We start from the raw sequence: 16495 nt of genomic DNA on the forward strand, positions 1-16495 counted from the left end.
TCAGTATGGATTTACAAACAATTACGTATATAGTCGTTGGACTCAGTTTTGCACTTTACCTCGGTATTGCATGGTGGTCTCGCGCTGGTAGCACCCAAGAGTTCTATGTAGCTGGTGGCGGTGTACATCCTATTGTAAATGGTATGGCAACAGGTGCAGACTGGATGTCTGCGGCTTCATTTATTGGTATGGCTGGTCTTATTGCCAATATGGGATATGGTGGTACCGTATTCTTAATGGGCTGGACAGGTGGTTATGTGCTATTAGCGATGTTATTAGCACCATATCTACGTAAATTTGGTCGTTTCACTGTGCCTGAGTTTATTGGTGATCGTTTCTATAGTAATAGTGCGCGTACCGTAGCGGTAGTATGTTTATTATTAGCTTCTGTTACCTATGTTATTGGTCAAATGACTGGTGTGGGTGTAGCGTTCTCTCGTTTCCTAGATGTATCTAACGAAACTGGTATTTATATCGGTATGGGTATCGTATTCTTCTACGCTGTATTTGGTGGTATGAAGGGTATCACTTATACACAAGTAGCCCAATTTATTGTGTTAATTCTTGCTTACACGATTCCTGCTATTTTTATCTCATTACAATTAACGGGACATGTATTACCTCAGACTGGTCTAGGTGGTAATTTAGTTGAATCAGGTCAACCTTTATTAGAGCGTTTAAATCAAATCATTCTTGATTTAGGTTTCAAAGAGTATACAACCGAATTTGCCGGTGGTAGTAAACTCAACACCTTCTTCTTTACCTTATCTCTTATGATTGGTACGGCAGGTTTACCTCACGTTATTGTGCGTTTCTTCACTGTGCCAAAAGTATCAGATGCACGTAAATCAGCTGGATGGGCGTTAGTGTTTATTGCGATTCTTTATACAACGGCTCCTGCTGTTGGTGCAATGGCCCGTTATAATGTCCATGCAACAGTCAATGCTAATGTTGTAAAAGGCGGAGATTTATTTGATAACTCTGCATTATTAAGTCATTCTGCTAAACCTGAATGGATGGTACGTTGGGAGCATACTGGACTATTGAAATTCAATGATAAGAATGGTGATGGTCTCATTCAATACTATAATGATAAGAACAAAAACCCTGAGTTTGTTGCTAAGACAGAAGCAGCTGGTTGGAAAGGATCGGAAATGGATGTTAATCCCGATATCCTAGTATTGGCTAACCCTGAAATTGCTATGCTACCAAACTGGGTAATTGCTCTCGTTGCGGCTGGTGGTCTAGCAGCGGCATTATCTACCGCAGCAGGGCTATTGATGGCTATCTCTTCAGCGGTATCCCATGACTTGATTAAGAGTGTGATCAATCCAAATATTAGTGAGAAAAACGAGCTATTGGCTGGTAAGATTTCTATGGCTGTAGCGATTGTATTTGCAGGTTGGTTGGGCTTAAATCCTCCGGGGTTTGCGGCAGGTACTGTGGCACTGGCTTTCGGTATTGCTGCATCTAGTTTGTTCCCTGCTATTATGATGGGTATTTTTAGTACTAAGATTAATAAGCAAGGGGCAATATGGGGAATGATTACTGGTCTATTTGTGACGCTATTCTATGTGTTTGCTCACAAAGGTATCTTCTTCATTCAAGGAACCACATATACCGATTTAATCGGTGGGCCAAATTCATTCTTTGGTATTTCACCAGAAGGAATTGGTGCTATTGGTGCACTAGTCAATTTTGTGGTTGCCTTCATTGTAAGTAAAGTTACACCAGCTGTTCCTGCTAATATTCAGCAGTTAGTAGAGTCAATCCGTATCCCTCGTGGCGCGGGTGCTGCTCATGATCACTAGACTATAGTGGTTGATTAAGCAATGGCTAGGTTGGTAAGTTATCTTATCAACCTAGTATCAGAAAGGAGAAGACAATGGCAGAGTATGTTGATATAGCACTGACTTGGTTATTATTTTTATCATTATTTCCAATTGCTGGGTTTTGGTTATATCGTGCGTATCGTATGGGTGTAAAAAAGGATTATTCCTTAGTGGCATTAAAACGAGGCGTACCTGCCATCAATCCTAGAAAATTTATTCTTGCGGACACAATTTTGCATTTGTTAGCTGGTCTGATGATTGTTTATGCGATTTATGGTGTCGTTATCGAGGGGTGGCATTACAATGATTGGACAGCAGTAGCAGGTAGCACAATATGGTGTAAAGTTATTTTTAGCTTTATTATGGGACGCCATGCCCATCCACCAAAGCCTAAAAAAGCGGTTGCTTGATAAAAGCGGTAGTTGTCTAAAATTATGGGTTAAACCAGTTTAGGATAGCATCTAAGCCAGAATGATTAATACTAAATCTTGCTTGTTCTTGTACGATAGGTTTTGCCCTATAGGCAACCGAATAATAGGCATTCTCCATCATTAATAAATCATTCGATCCGTCACCCATAGCGATACATTGATGAATGCTTGCTCCTTCTTTTTCTGCTAGTGTTTTTAAATAGTTTGCTTTAGCTTGAGCATCGACAATATCACCTAAAACTTCACCAGTTAAATAACCATTGCTATCAATCTCTAGAGTATTGGCATGAGTTTCATAAAGTCCTAGGCGTTGTTTTAAACGTTCTGTGAAAAAAGTAAATCCGCCAGAAACTAGCAAGGTTTTAATTCCTGCTTGATGTGCTTTTTGTAATAAATGTTCAGCTCCTGGGTTTAAGAAGAGCTTTTCGGTATAGACTTGTTCTAGTGCTGTCGCTGGTACACCCTTTAACATTGCTACCCGTCTGCGTAGACTTTCAGAAAAATCTTTGATTTCACCTCGCATAGCTGCCTCAGTGATTGCTGCTACTTGTTCTTTGCGTCCAGCTATTGCCGCTATTTCATCAATACATTCAATATTAATCAAGGTTGAATCCATATCCATGGCAAGAATTTTCATATTTTTCCAATCCTGTAAACCTTGTTCAAAATAAGCAAAATCAATGAGATTGTTTTTTGCCCATTGTTGAATATCACTTATTGAAGTGGTATCGATATCATAAAGCAAGCCACCATGAGCACCTAGTAACACTAATTGATTAGCATTGGCAGTAGCGGCTGCTTGTTCCATTAAGGATAAATTTAGGCGAGGAGCTTGAATAATGATACTAGGTTGTGTAAACATGGATAACCTTTGGGAATATGTTAAAGCATATAAAACTAGTTGAATAGCTTAAAACAGCATAGGCAAAATTATACAAGTTATTCTGTAGGGTAACGTTTTTTTATGTCATTTAATGTTGACTTAACACCTTTTGAGGTGATAGTGTTTTTATCAATTGCCTGATAGAGTCAATTCGTTGGGCAATATCACTCATATTTTTTAATTCAATTCTTAGCTTATCAGGTCCTTGTAATTTGACATGACGATTTTGTTGGATTAATTCAATAATCATAACAGGATCAATTTTATTATCGTTAGCATTAAATACCAAGAGAGCAGAGTCTTCGCTAATATCAATTTTGAGGATACCAACGTTTTCAGCAAGTATTCTGAGACGATGTGTTGCCATTAGCATTATTGCGGCTTCAGGAAGTTTACCAAACCGATCCACTAATTCCTCTTGAATAGTGATTAAATCGGCTTCTGTTTCTGCATGAGAAAGACGCTTATAGATAGATAAACGCATATTGATATCAGGGCAATAGTCGTTAGGTAGCAGTGCAGAGGTATGTAAATTGACTTCTGTACTTAAATCAAAGGGTGACTCTAAGTCAGGCTCTTTTCCTTCTTTTAGTGCCTTAACCGCTCGATTTAACATATCTGCATACATGGTAAATCCAACCTCTTGGATATTGCCTGATTGTTGGTCACCCAAAACTTCTCCAGTGCCTCGAATTTCTAAATCATGCATGGCAAGATAAAAACCAGATCCTAATTCTTCCATAGATTGAATGGCTTCTAAGCGTTTTTTCGCTTGATTAGAAATAGCTTCTTCACCAGGAATGAGTAAGTAGGCATAGGCTTGATGATGAGATCGTCCTACACGACCTCTTAATTGATGTAATTGAGCTAACCCAAGTTTATCCGCACGATGAATAATAATAGTATTGGCACTAGGAACATCAATACCTGTTTCAATAATGGTGGTACACAATAGTATATTGCAGCGCTGGTGATAGAAGTCTTTCATCACAATTTCTAGATCGCGTTCGTGCATTTGTCCATGAGCCACACCAATACGAGCCTCTGGAATAAGCTCTTCTAAACGAGCTTTTCGATTGTAAATAGTATCGACTTCATTATGTAAAAAATATACTTGTCCACCACGTTTCAATTCACGTAATACCGCCTCTCGAATCGTGCTGTTATCTTCTCGACGAACAAAGGTTTTAATGGCTAGACGTTTTTGAGGTGCAGTAGCTATCACAGAGAAGTCTCTAATTCCCTCCAGAGACATACTTAGGGTTCGAGGAATAGGTGTTGCTGTCAGCGTTAATATATCCACTTCAGAGCGTAATGCTTTTAATGCTTCTTTTTGTCGCACTCCAAAGCGATGTTCTTCATCAATAATGACTAGTCCTAAACGTTTAAAGTTAATCTCTTTAGAAAGGACTTTATGTGTACCAATAACCATATCAACAGTCCCATCTTCTAAGCCTTTGAGGGTAGTAGTGACTTCTTTGCTGGTTCTAAAACGGGAGAGTTCTGCGATTTTCACTGGCCAGTCAGCAAAACGATTAATGAATGTTTGTGCATGTTGCTCGGCTAATAATGTGGTAGGGCAAAGCATAACCACTTGCTGACCATTAGCGATACAAAGGAATGCAGCACGTAATGCTACTTCTGTTTTACCAAAACCAACATCACCACAGACTAGCCGATCCATGGGTTTATCGCTAGTCATATCATGAATGACAGCATTGATGGCTTGTGCTTGATCAGGGGTCTCTTCAAAACCAAAACCCTCAATAAATTGTTCATAGTCTTGTAGGTCTAGTTTAAAGCTATAGCCATGACGCAACGCGCGTTGTGCGTAGATATGCAATAGTTCAGCCGCTGTGTCTCTTACTTGTTTGGCAGCTTTTTTTCGTGCTTTTTCCCATTGACCTGATCCTAATTTATGTAAAGGGGCCGTTTCTGGATTAGAGCCAGAATAACGAGAAATGACATGCAGTTGTGAAACAGGAACGTAAAGCTTGCTTTCACCAGCATAATCAATTTGCAACATTTCAACTAAATCACCATTGATTTGCATATGAGTGAGCCCCTGATAGCGTCCAATACCATGTTGGAAATGGACAATGGGATCACCTATTTGTAGCTCCGATAGGTCGCGTACCATAGCGTCAACATCGCTATGTTTTTCTTGTTGTTTTCTTCGGCGTTGAGAGCCTGATGCACTTTCTGGATATAAATCATTTTCAGTGATAATGATGATCTTAGCCGCTTCAATACTAAAGCCTTTGGTAAGAGGTGCAACAACCAAAGAAAATAGATTTGGTTGATTAAAAAACTCGTCAATAGACGATACAACGGTATTAGGACGTAAACCATTTTCTTGTAAGAGTTGTAATAATGTTTCTCGTCTACCGGCAGAGTCTGCACATAAAAGAATTTGATATTGCTCGCTATGGATTAGCGTCTTTAAGTGTTGAAAAGGCTCATCAGTACGTCGTATAACAGCCACTGTAGGAGGATCTGAAATTACCGAAGGATTTTTTTCATCAAATGTTAAGCGAATAAATTGCTTTAAATTTAAATAAAATTGCTCATTGCTTAAAAATAATAATTCTGGTTTTAGAACAGGACGTTCATTGTCTGCACTTAAGAATTGGTAACGTTTTTGGGTGTCATCATGAAACCCCTGAATGGTTTTTTCGATATCACCAAGCGTAACGCTTAGACTATCGGCTGGTAAGTAATCAAAAATAGTCGCTGTTTGTTCAAAAAATAGTGGTAAATAATATTCAATTCCCGCAAAATTAATCCCATTGCCAACATCCCTATAGGGGAGTGAACGTGATGGGTCACCCTCAAATGTTTCTCTAAAGCGAGCCCTAAAATATTGTCTCGCTTCGGGATCCATTGGGAACTCTCGTCCCGGTAATAAGTTCACTTCGTTTACTGTATAAATACTGCGCTGTGTGTCTACATCAAAAGAGCGAATAGAGTCGATTTCATCATCTAATAAGTCGATACGATAAGGAAGAGCAGATCCCATAGGGAATAAATCAATAATGCTCCCCCGAACACTGAATTCTCCTGAACTACTCACCTGACTAACATGAGTATAGTTTGCCAATATCAGTTGATCTTTAAGGGCTTGTTCATTTAGTATCTCACCTTTTTTAAAGGAAAAAGAATAAGCAGCTAAAAAACTAGGGGGAGATAATCGATATAAGGCGGTTGTCACGGGTAGCACAAGAATATCGACATTATGTTGAGAGAGTTTGTTTAGGGTTTGTAGACGTTCTGAAATGAGGTCTTGATGGGGAGAAAATGCATCGTATGGTAGGGTTTCCCAGTCGGGAAATAGATGAATATTTAACTGTTGATCAAATAGTCGCATTTCTTCCGTTAGACGTTGTGCTTCTAATGGGTCAGCACAGAAAATTACCAAGCATTTTTTAGATGATTTGGCGAGTTGAACTAACCATAAAGCATCTCCAGATCCTGTGGGTTTTGCAACAGTATATTTTTGCCCTGCTTTGAGCGTAGATGGAAGCTGTAATGATTGGTTTAAAACGGAAGAAACTACAGTCACGATGATTACTTAATAGGAAAAAGTTTTATTATATCGCTGATTAGACAGTATTTAACAATCGACTTTATATATCGTATTTTCAAAAAGACTGTCTTAAATAGTGAGCTTACTTTACAATAACTTAGCAAAGACGTTAAGAGTTTACCTATATATGCAACAACAAAGAATTTTAGTGCTTATTCCTGCAGGAGGAATAGGGTCTAGAGCACAGACAGAGAATAATCATTATCCCAAACAATATCGCAAAATTGCCGATAAGACGATGCTAGAGCATAGTGTGAATGCCTTATTAGCTCATCCAATGGTGCATTCTATTCACATTGGGGTTTCTGCTTCTGATACATGGATTAATCAATTAAATTTGCCTGAACAATGCTCAGTACATAAGACAGGCGGTGAAATGAGGGCAGATACGGTATTAAATACACTAAACGCACTTGATATTACTGAACTCGATTGGGTATTGGTTCATGATGCGGCTCGTCCTGGTTTACCTTTTGACGTATTAGATAAGCTTATTCGCACATGTTTAGAAAAAAAACAAGGTGGTATTTTAGCTTTGCCTGTAGGAGATACCGTTAAACAAGCGAGAACAAGCGAAGATATTCCGAGCATTGAAAAAACTATCCCGCGTTGTGGGTTATGGTTAGCACAAACGCCACAGATGTTTAGAGCTAAGCTCTTACAAAAAGCCTTACAGCAAGTTAAACAAAATCAGTTTGAGGCGACTGATGAAGCGAGTGCGATGGAGTTTATGGGCTATCCAGTGTTATTAGTGCAAGGTCATTGGCGTAATCTGAAGGTGACTTGGCCGAGTGATTTTGAGTTAATGGAGAAGTGTTTATGAGATTAAGGGTTGGTCAAGGTTTTGATGTACATGCTTTGGTGGAGGGGAGAGACTTAATTCTAGGTGGTGTAAAAATTCCCCATACGCATGGTTTACAAGGGCATTCTGATGCAGATGCTTTATTACATGCTATTACTGATGCGCTTTTGGGGGCAGCTAGTTTAGGGGATATTGGTCGATTATTTCCTGATAATGACCCTCAATTCAAAGGTGCAGATAGTAGGAAATTATTGAGAGAGGCATATTCTCGTGTACAAAAAATAGGGTGGAGCGTGATAAATGTAGATTGTACGATTCACGCACAGGCACCTAAGATTATGCCATATGCAGAGCTAATGGTGGCGAATATTGCTGATGATTTAGGCTTGGATAAGGATTGTGTCAATGTCAAGGGAAAAACAAATGAGGGGCTTGGCTACTTAGGAAGAAAAGAGGGGATTGCGGCTAATGCTGTTGTGCTTTTGAGTAAGTGATGCAATATGAATAAATTAACGTTAGATGTTGTAATTCCTTGTTATAACGATGAGGTGACTTTGGCACAAGCTGTGTCTAGTGCACTACAGCAAAAAGAAGTGCGTCACGTTATTATTGTGGATGATGGTTCAACAGATAACAGTTCATTGATCATGCAAAAACTGGCTCATCAATATACACAGGTGCGTTTATTATCAATGCCTAAAAATAGTGGTGTTGCACAAGCACGGAACTGGGGAGCCATGCAAAGTGATGCGGATATACTAGCGTTCTTAGATGCAGATGATGAATATGATTATGGAGCTTTAAGTGCTGCATACATGGTTTTTCAGAAATATGCTTATATCAGTTTAGTTCGTTTAAAACTATATCCGATCAATTTGCCAACACATTATCAGACACATCCTAATTTTGCTAAAGCTTGGCAAACTTTAGAAATGACAGTGGGAGGGAATATGGTATTCCGACGTAGTGCTTTTATAGCAGCAGGAGGTTTCCCTCACCATGAACTGTTCCGTCGTCTTGGGGGTGAAGATGGAGCTCTAGGTATTGCATTTACACGTTGCAGTGTTGTCGGAACACTCTTTGGAGAGCAGGAACCCGGAGTTAAGCATCTTTGTCATTCTTAAGCGCATGCTTTGTATTTATTAGATACCGCTTTGTTTAATCAGGTAGAACAACGGGTGAGCAAGAATGATTTGGAAAAAGCTGAAGAGGTGACGGCAGAAATTGTCAATCGTTTGCTGGGACTAAAATCTATCTTAAATGTTGAAACAGCAGGAATAATGCCGTTTTATCCTGAGAGATTATAGGTCATTGAGGGAGTATTACTTCGCTCGAACTAATAAATGAGCGAGCGAAGTAAGCGTAAGTTCCGTAAATTATTTACCTTGTGCTGCTAGTACTTGTGCCGTTGCATTTACTACAGAAGCAATACGGCCGACATCTTGTAATTGTTCAACTGTAAGGCCAGCAGCTTTTGCACCATCGTAATGTGATTTTACGCAGAAATGGCACTTACCAATAATAGAAGCCGCTAAACCAAAAATTTCGAAACGCGCTTTTTCGATACCGCCATGGCTGGCATAAGCGTTCATGCGCAATTTAGCGGGTAGTGTGCGTAATTGCTCATCCCCACTCATTTCCGTAAAGGGATAGTAAGCATTATTCATGCCCATTAATGCGGCTGCTGTTAAGACACCATTAATATCTTCTGGGCTGAGACCCTGTTTGAATTGCTCCACTAAAAATGTACTTTTAGCTGCGTAAGCGGCTGCTAACGCGACACCAATAGCATCTTCTGGTTTTAAAGAAGAACGAGCAATGGTACCATCAATATTCAAACGAATGTCTTTTGCCCAGTCGGGGACTTCATTTTTGATTGCTGTTAAAAATTCCATTTTACCTACCTCTTAGATGTTTGAGTTCACATTAGATACAAAAAGACCCAGCATATAGCAAGCTGGGTCCCATAGCTATATGTCTATCTATAAAGCTAATTATAGAGTTTCACCACCTGCAGCACGGTTGCAAGGGCATAATTCGTCAGTTTGTAAACCATCTAGAATACGTAAAACTTCTTCAGGGCTACGGCCAACGTTTAGGTTATTTACAGAAACGTGTTGGATAACGTTGTCTGGGTCAACAATGAAAGTTGCACGTAAAGCAACACCAGCACTTTTTTCACGGATACCTAATTGGTCAATTAAAGAACCTGTTGTATCAGAGAATTGGTAGTGACCTAAACGATCTAAATCTTTGTGATCACGACGCCATGCTAATTTACAAAACTCGTTATCTACTGAACCACCCATTAATACAGCATCACGATCTTCAAAATCTTTAGCAAGATTGTTGAACCCTACGATTTCTGTAGGGCAAACGAATGTGAAATCTTTAGGGTAAAAATAAATGATTTTCCATTTGCCTGGGAATGAGCTCTCAGTAATGTCTTCAAAAGCGGAAACACCATTTTCTTCGTGATTATTAAAGCCTGGTTTAACACCAATTACTTTAAATGCTTCTAATTTATCGCCAACTGTTTTCATCTTAAGTCCTTTATCGGTTAATTAAAAAAAAGTCGTTATGACTTAGTTGATGTTTAATATTCTATAGCTATTGTAAATGATTGTCTAATTGATTATTTTTATTAATGGTTAAGGGAATTTCTATCCTGCATATTAGCCCATTTGGCTTATTTTGCAAAAAACGTAACTTCCCACCAACAGCAGATAATAAGCGTTCACAGATAGGTAAGCCCAAACCTGAGCCATTGACACCTGTGCGTGCTTGGTTACCTCGCCAGAATGGTTTTAAAATCTTTTTTATATCTTTGGCATCAATGCCTTTACCTTGATCTTTTATATCAATGTATAACATAAAATGTCGACTAAAAGCTTTTACTTGAATATCTAGTTTGCCATCATGATCTCGACCGTAACGTCGAGCATTTTCAATGATATTACCAACAATACGTTTTAGATTTATTTCAGAAATGCGAGCAAATAAATTATCTGCTATATGATAGCTAAATTGTCCTTTTAGTTCTTCGGTATAGACTTTCTCAATGCTGCATATTTGATTTAATGCCTCGCTCACATTTATGGGAGAAATATTCTCAATATTAATAGGGCGTGCATAGTCAATAATTTGATTAATAAATTGATGAATCTGATCTAAATCTGCATCAATGGCTTGTTTAGATTCCTCACTTACTTTATTTAGCTCTATTTCTAAACGAATCCGTGCTAATGGCGTGCGTAAATCATGAGAGATCCCAGCAAGCATTAACTGTCTATCGCTTTCTGCTTGTTGCAATTCTCTCACCATACGGTTGAGATCGCCATATAGTAGACGTAGTTCGGCTGGACCTTTGTCTTCGGGGAGTTCGTCAGGTATTTTTCCATAACTAACGTCTTTTACAACTTCAGTAATTCGTTTAATTGGTGTATGAACAAAAAAGGCAATGAATGCAGAGCCAATAAGTGATAAAAAGGCAGCAAGGAGTGTCCAATAGAGCCATTCACCAGCCAAATCTGTTTTAAAATGAGAGGTGTCAATTCTTAGCCAATAGTTAAGCCCATTTTCCGTCTGAAATTTTATCCATAAGTCTTGTTCACCATTAACCTCATAAGCTAGTACTAAATTGTCTTTTAGACCAAGATCTTTATTAAGATGAGATGCCACAATATTCCAAAATTGTATTGGAGGTAAGGGAGTATAGTTATCTTGCTTATGATAAGTATTGACTTTGGTATCACTAATGGTGAATAGTTCCTCAAGTAACGTAGGAATCCGTTCTGGAGAGGAAGAGCGAAAAATTCGATCTGTTAAGCGATAGACGGTGGCAGCTTTTTCGGCTAGTTGGATTGCTCTTGGTTCTTGTTGAGCAAGTAGGAAAAAAAATAGCCAGAGAGAAATGCTTCCAAATAAAATTGTGAATAGGATGAGAAAGGCTCGACCGAAAAGACCAAGCCTTAATTTATAGACGATTTTTTGAAATGAATGAGACCAAAATCTGGAGGACATAGCTATGCTTGAGTGATACCAACATCAGCATCAGGCACAAAAACATAACCTAGCCCCCAGACGGTTTGGATATACATTGGCTTTGCTGGGTTCGGCTCTAATAACTTACGAAGGCGCGAGATTTGTACGTCTAAACTTCTGTCAAAAGCTTCATATTCGCGACCACGTGCTAATTCCATTAATTTATCTCGAGACATAGGTTCACGAGGATTACGGGCAAATACTTTTAGAACAGAAAACTCACCAGTGGTAATAGGAATAAGCTCTCCACTTTTGGTTAGTGTCCTTGTGGATAAGTTAAGAGTATATGGGCCAAAATTAATAATTTCGGATTCTTGGCTAGGTGCGCCAGGGTGCTCTTCAATTTGTTGACGACGTAAAACGGCATTGATACGAGCTAATAATTCTCTAGGATTAAAAGGTTTCGTTAGATAATCATCAGCACCCATCTCTAAGCCAAGAATTCGATCGATATCTTCGGATTTGGCAGTTAGCATGATGACAGGAGTGGTATCTCCAGCTCCACGGATTCGACGACATATGGAGAGACCGTCTTCTCCGGGAAGCATAACATCTAAAATATAAAGATCAAAATGTTCACGCTGTGTCGCTTTTAACATTTCTTTGCCGTCCTCTGCAATTTGAACAGCAAATCCTTGTTCTGATAAATAACGTCGTAATAAATCTCTTAAACGAGGGTCATCATCAATTACAAGAAGTTTTCGAGGTAGAACAGTTGTAGTATTTTGCATAATGTATATTTCGAAAGTATCAAATATGTAACTGATACAATGTTACATAAAAAAAAATTTATTTGCTATCCCTAAAAGTTAAATATCAGATTATCGTAATAGTCTGAAATCTGAAATTTATTTGTTCTATTAATGATTAAATTAGTTAATTTGCTTGTAAAATATCTCTATTGCAGTCTATTTTGCTTAAAATTCGCTTATTCTACTATGCTATTGCTATAAATGAAAATCATTATTAGAGGTGCTTATTTTTTGAGCCTAATAAATTTTGCTATTCATCAGATAAGCACCATAAAACCAAGCTCTTGTTCAGTGCTATCTGATAAAATAAAGCTTTATATGCAATAAGTAATGAGAGAATATGACAAACTATATCGCAATTGATAACGCTAATACTAGTGCTAGTGTCGCTTTGTTGATTGATAATAATCAAAAAAATGTCATATATCAGCGTATTTCTGATCTAGAAAGAAATAACTCAGAACAAATTTTACCTATGTTAGATGAGTTATTGGCACAGGCTTCTTTAGATAGGCAGTCTATTGATGGCATCGTATTTTCCCAAGGGCCAGGAGGATTTACAGGTCTTAGAGTGGCTTGTGGTTTAGCTCAAGGGTTAGCGTTAGGGTTGGATATACCAGTTGTCCCTGTCTCTTCGTTGGAGGCTACTGCGGAATTATCTTTGCCTTATATTGATGATGGCTTTATGGTAGTTGCTTTAGATGCTCGTATGCATGAGGTCTATTTAGCTGTTTATGATGTTAAAGCAAAACAAGTTCAAGAAAATCCTATTGTTTCTGCAACACTTATGCAGGTGACTGATGTACAGGAGTGGATTAATCAACAATTCGATGCATGGTGTTTGCTTTATCAAAAAAAACCAGAAGCCACTAAAATTTGTTTAGCGGGTAATGCTATGGAAGCTTATCCAGACAGTTTTTTATGGGAGATAGGTGGTCGTTGGTTAAAAGGTAATGCACAATGGGCAACAGCCGATACATTGGTGAGGTTAGGTGCAAGAAAATTAAAAACACAGGGGGGGCTATCATTAACTGAGCTTGTTCCTCTCTATTTGCGCGATAAAGTGGCGTTTACGACAGAGGAAAGGGAAGCTGGGATGGGGGGTAATCCCAAAATAGCCCTACCAGAATTTACGCCATTACAACAACGATTATTTAGACTCGTTGAGCAATTGAAAGAGAATAATTATTGGATTCGCCCGTTATTAAGAAGTGATTTGCCAGCCGTGATAGCAATCGAAAATCAAACACAAGGTAATCCTTGGACTGAAGGTATGTTTATGGCGGGTTTTTTGCACCTAAACTATAGACTTTGGGCATTGATTAATTCAGAGGATGAACTCTTAGCTTATGCTATTCAATTGGTTGACCCAGAAGTAGTGAATCTAATGACTATTTCTGTAGCACCAACTCTGCAACAAAAAGGGATTGGTAGTCTATTATTAGAATGGTTAGAAATTTATATACAATACCAAGATACGATGCCCAAGGTGCAATTATTAGAAGTTAGGGAATCAAATACGCATGCTCAGCGTTTATACCAAAAATTTGAGTATGAACAAATCGGTATGCGTAAAAATTATTATTCAACGGCATCCAATCAAAAAGAAAATGCCTTAGTACTGCAAAAAACGTTAAGATAAGGTATGTCCATGAATCCTGAAGTTCCCATTACACATTTGCAATCATTATGGATACAAGAGCTTGGTATTTCCATGCTTTGGGGAAAAAACTTAACACCAACAAGCGCTCAAGTAGTAACACCGAGTACTACAGGTTTAGCAAAAGATAAAGCAATGGAAGGGGGCGCAGTTGGTGTTATTCATGATAAGGCTGATCATAACTCAGTGCCGTTAGAGCAAACAAGTGCGGTTCCTTTGATAAAAAGAGCATCTGCTGAAAACCAGACGAAATCTGGGCGGCAACATAATGAACAATCAAAAGTGTTAAGTGAAATTCAGTCTTCATTACAAAAGCGTATTCATCAACAATCGCGCCGCAGAGTTCAAGAAAATGAAGCATTAAAAGATTATCAAGCACCATTAATTCATGCAAAAACATGGGATGCTTTGCAAGCAGAGTTAAGTGCTTTTTATATAGAGAAGCAAGTTGTCGCTAGTGAGGCAGATATTCTTTTTGGTCAATTGGGAGATAATTCTTCCAAATTGATGATTATTGAGGAAATGCCAGGTATCAATGATGTTCTTGAGAAACAAGTATTTTCGGGTGCTTGTGGTGAACTCTTAGTAAATATTCTTCAATCAATTGGTTTAGATAAGCATAATGTAACTATTACTAGTTTATTAAAATATCATGCACGAGATGAAGTTGCCCCAGAACGCTATACACAGTTAGCTCCGTTTTTACAAGCACAAATTCAGCTAGTTCAACCAAGTTGTATTTGGCTACTAGGTACAAGAACTGCACAATCATTTTTAGATCAACCACAGACAGCGATTGAAACATTACGGCAACAGCAATGGAGCTTTCCGTTAGAGAATAGGGTCATCCCTGTTTTTATTAGTTGTCACCCAAGTTTAGCGTTAAGCAATGCGCGTTTAAAACAAGATATTTGGCAAGATTTGCATCAGTTTTATGCATTAGTTTAATAAGTTATATCATTAACATGAATCAGCGATATCGCTAACAAGTCGTTGTCTTAGACTGTCAACAATAATACCGTTAGGGCTATCCAAGAAAAAAGCTATTTCTATTGGATATAGAAATAGCTTTTTTTATTTATTGATATGGTTAGGGAAGGGCGATATTAGTGAGTTAATGAGTCGCTTTACCGTGGCAAGACTCTCCAATTTCATCAAATGCTTGAGGATATTTGCGTTGATTGTATTTGCATAACAAGATAAGTAAGTACATCAATACTGCTACTAAGAGACCAAATAAAATAATAATGGTATTAATGTGTAATCCTAAACTCACCATAAAACCATAGACTAGCACCATGAACAGAATATTTAACTGTTCATTAAAGTTTTGTACGGCAATTGAGTGACCTGCTGAGAGTAATACATGACCACGATGTTGTAATAAGGCATTCATGGGTACGACAAAGAAGCCAGAAAGACCTCCAATAAGAATTAAGACACCATAAACAGCCCATGTTTGTTTTACAAGTACCATCAACATAACAGCAAAACCCATGACAACACCTATGGGAAGAACGGAAATTGCTTTATCTAATGGAACTTTACCAGCAAGGACAGCACCTATAATAGTACCTATTGCTGCAACCCCCATTAAATTGGCAGAAGCAGAGACATCGAGTCCTAAATGGTCTGTTCCCCATTTGAGAACAACTAATTGAATGACAGCGCCAGCTCCCCAAAATAGAGTGGTAACTGCTAGTGAGATTTGTCCTAACTTATCTTGCCATAGGACTTTAACATAGTTAGCAAAAGAACCTAATAAGATAATGGGGTTTTTAGGCTGTTTCGGATAAATAAAATTTGTTTTAGGGATGAGTAAATTTGTCACTGCTGCTGCAATATAAATAAAACCAATGATAATAATGGCAATTTCAGCAGGCGTATCTTTAAAGGGTTGGAACGCAGGGAATTGTAAAAACCAATCTACAACTTGGTCTTTGATCAAAAATCCCCCTAAGACAAATCCAAAAATAATAGATAATACGGTGAGACCTTCAATCCAGCTATTGCCTTTGACTAAATCTTTGGGTGGCAGTAATTCAGTTACAATGCCATATTTTGCCGGAGAATAGGCGGCAGCACCAATACCTACTAGAGCATAGGCTAAACAAATAATAAATGTTTGTAATGCTGGGTCTTGATTGGCTAAATGCCCAGAAACAAACATCAACATACAGCCAAGAATTTTGATAGAATTGGTAAAGAACATTACCTTACCTTTTGGGAAGGTATCAGCAAAAGCGCCTACAAAAGCAGCCAGTGCGACGTAAGAGGCGGCAAATGCCCATTTGAGAGCAGAGTCTAACCAAGCAGGTCCGGAAAGTTGATGAATCAATGCGATTGCCGCAATAAATAAAGCATTATCTGCAAGAGATGATAATGCCTGTGCGATCATTACTGTAAAAAAACCTTTTTTCAAAACTTCCCCACTGTTGTTTTTGTATGTTAATGAGTAACGTAAAAAAATGAATGTAAATTGTTTTAAGGGAGGGTCTTTTATTG

Annotated in this window: 15 protein-coding genes; 8 read left to right on the forward strand and 7 right to left on the reverse strand. The window is 38.3% G+C overall.

The window, feature by feature from the left end:
- Positions 1 to 5: 5 nt before the first annotated feature.
- Both BQ4443_RS07705 and BQ4443_RS07710 read left to right on the forward strand, forming a co-directional pair.
- Positions 6 to 1811, forward strand: a complete 1806-nt coding sequence (locus BQ4443_RS07705) for a sodium:solute symporter family protein (protein WP_023950498.1) — start codon at positions 6 to 8, stop codon at positions 1809 to 1811.
- A 74-nt stretch (positions 1812 to 1885) separates the two neighbouring features.
- Positions 1886 to 2242 (forward strand): hypothetical protein, encoded by a 357-nt coding sequence (locus tag BQ4443_RS07710; RefSeq protein WP_023950500.1) that lies wholly within the window; start codon positions 1886 to 1888, stop codon positions 2240 to 2242.
- 22 nt (positions 2243 to 2264) lie between these two features.
- Here the strand turns inward: BQ4443_RS07710 and serB are convergent, their stop codons facing one another.
- Both serB and mfd read right to left on the reverse strand, forming a co-directional pair.
- Positions 2265 to 3125: a phosphoserine phosphatase SerB gene (gene serB, locus BQ4443_RS07715; RefSeq protein WP_071058518.1), complete on the reverse strand. Its 861-nt coding sequence runs from the start codon at positions 3123 to 3125 to the stop codon at positions 2265 to 2267.
- Between the two features lie 109 nt (positions 3126 to 3234).
- Positions 3235 to 6711: a transcription-repair coupling factor gene (gene mfd / locus BQ4443_RS07720; RefSeq protein ID WP_071058519.1), complete on the reverse strand. Its 3477-nt coding sequence runs from the start codon at positions 6709 to 6711 to the stop codon at positions 3235 to 3237.
- Positions 6712 to 6859: 148 nt separating this feature from the next.
- On the opposite strand from mfd, the gene ispD reads away from it, so the two are divergent.
- The 4 genes from ispD to BQ4443_RS12540 are packed head-to-tail and all read left to right on the forward strand — an operon-like array spanning position 6860 to position 8841.
- Entirely contained in the window at positions 6860 to 7555 is a 696-nt protein-coding gene (gene ispD, locus BQ4443_RS07725; RefSeq protein ID WP_071058520.1) for a 2-C-methyl-D-erythritol 4-phosphate cytidylyltransferase, read from the forward strand.
- Positions 7552 to 8028 carry a 2-C-methyl-D-erythritol 2,4-cyclodiphosphate synthase gene (ispF, locus tag BQ4443_RS07730; RefSeq protein ID WP_143000575.1) on the forward strand — a complete coding sequence of 159 codons (477 nt, stop codon included), beginning with the start codon at positions 7552 to 7554 and terminating at the stop codon, positions 8026 to 8028. Before ispD ends, ispF begins: the two co-directional genes overlap by 4 nt.
- A 6-nt stretch (positions 8029 to 8034) precedes the next feature.
- Complete coding sequence (locus tag BQ4443_RS07735; protein ID WP_218118036.1) at positions 8035 to 8658, forward strand: glycosyltransferase family 2 protein; 624 nt, start codon at positions 8035 to 8037, stop codon at positions 8656 to 8658.
- A 9-nt stretch (positions 8659 to 8667) separates the two neighbouring features.
- A complete protein-coding gene (locus tag BQ4443_RS12540; protein ID WP_218118037.1) occupies positions 8668 to 8841 on the forward strand; it encodes a hypothetical protein in 174 nt (57 codons plus the stop codon).
- 69 nt (positions 8842 to 8910) lie between these two features.
- On the opposite strand, the gene BQ4443_RS07740 is transcribed toward BQ4443_RS12540, so the two are convergent.
- From BQ4443_RS07740 to ompR, 4 genes are all read right to left on the reverse strand, one after another.
- On the reverse strand, positions 8911 to 9429 hold the full coding sequence (locus tag BQ4443_RS07740) for a carboxymuconolactone decarboxylase family protein (RefSeq protein WP_071058521.1): 519 nt from the start codon (positions 9427 to 9429) through the stop codon (positions 8911 to 8913).
- Between the two features lie 99 nt (positions 9430 to 9528).
- The gene (locus BQ4443_RS07745; protein WP_023950103.1) at positions 9529 to 10077 is read right to left on the reverse strand and encodes a peroxiredoxin; all 549 of its coding nucleotides are present in this window, start codon (positions 10075 to 10077) and stop codon (positions 9529 to 9531) included.
- Between the two features lie 67 nt (positions 10078 to 10144).
- Positions 10145 to 11557, reverse strand: coding sequence for an ATP-binding protein (locus tag BQ4443_RS07750; RefSeq protein ID WP_023950102.1), 1413 nt, complete (start codon positions 11555 to 11557; stop codon positions 10145 to 10147).
- Positions 11558 to 11559: 2 nt separating this feature from the next.
- On the reverse strand, positions 11560 to 12309 hold the full coding sequence (gene ompR, locus BQ4443_RS07755) for an osmolarity response regulator transcription factor OmpR (RefSeq protein WP_023950101.1): 750 nt from the start codon (positions 12307 to 12309) through the stop codon (positions 11560 to 11562).
- Positions 12310 to 12670: 361 nt separating this feature from the next.
- On the opposite strand from ompR, the gene tsaB reads away from it, so the two are divergent.
- Complete coding sequence (tsaB, locus tag BQ4443_RS07760; protein WP_071058522.1) at positions 12671 to 13972, forward strand: tRNA (adenosine(37)-N6)-threonylcarbamoyltransferase complex dimerization subunit type 1 TsaB; 1302 nt, start codon at positions 12671 to 12673, stop codon at positions 13970 to 13972.
- Between the two features lie 3 nt (positions 13973 to 13975).
- The gene (locus BQ4443_RS07765) at positions 13976 to 14938 is read left to right on the forward strand and encodes a uracil-DNA glycosylase (RefSeq protein ID WP_081710647.1); all 963 of its coding nucleotides are present in this window, start codon (positions 13976 to 13978) and stop codon (positions 14936 to 14938) included.
- A gap of 166 nt (positions 14939 to 15104) precedes the next feature.
- On the opposite strand, the gene lplT is transcribed toward BQ4443_RS07765, so the two are convergent.
- Positions 15105 to 16412, reverse strand: a complete 1308-nt coding sequence (lplT, locus tag BQ4443_RS07770) for a lysophospholipid transporter LplT (protein ID WP_071058523.1) — start codon at positions 16410 to 16412, stop codon at positions 15105 to 15107.
- Between the last annotated feature and the right edge of the window lie 83 nt (positions 16413 to 16495).

This window comes from Pelistega sp. MC2 (assembly GCF_900099475.1).
In the GTDB taxonomy this organism is placed as follows: domain Bacteria; phylum Pseudomonadota; class Gammaproteobacteria; order Burkholderiales; family Burkholderiaceae_B; genus Taylorella; species Taylorella indica.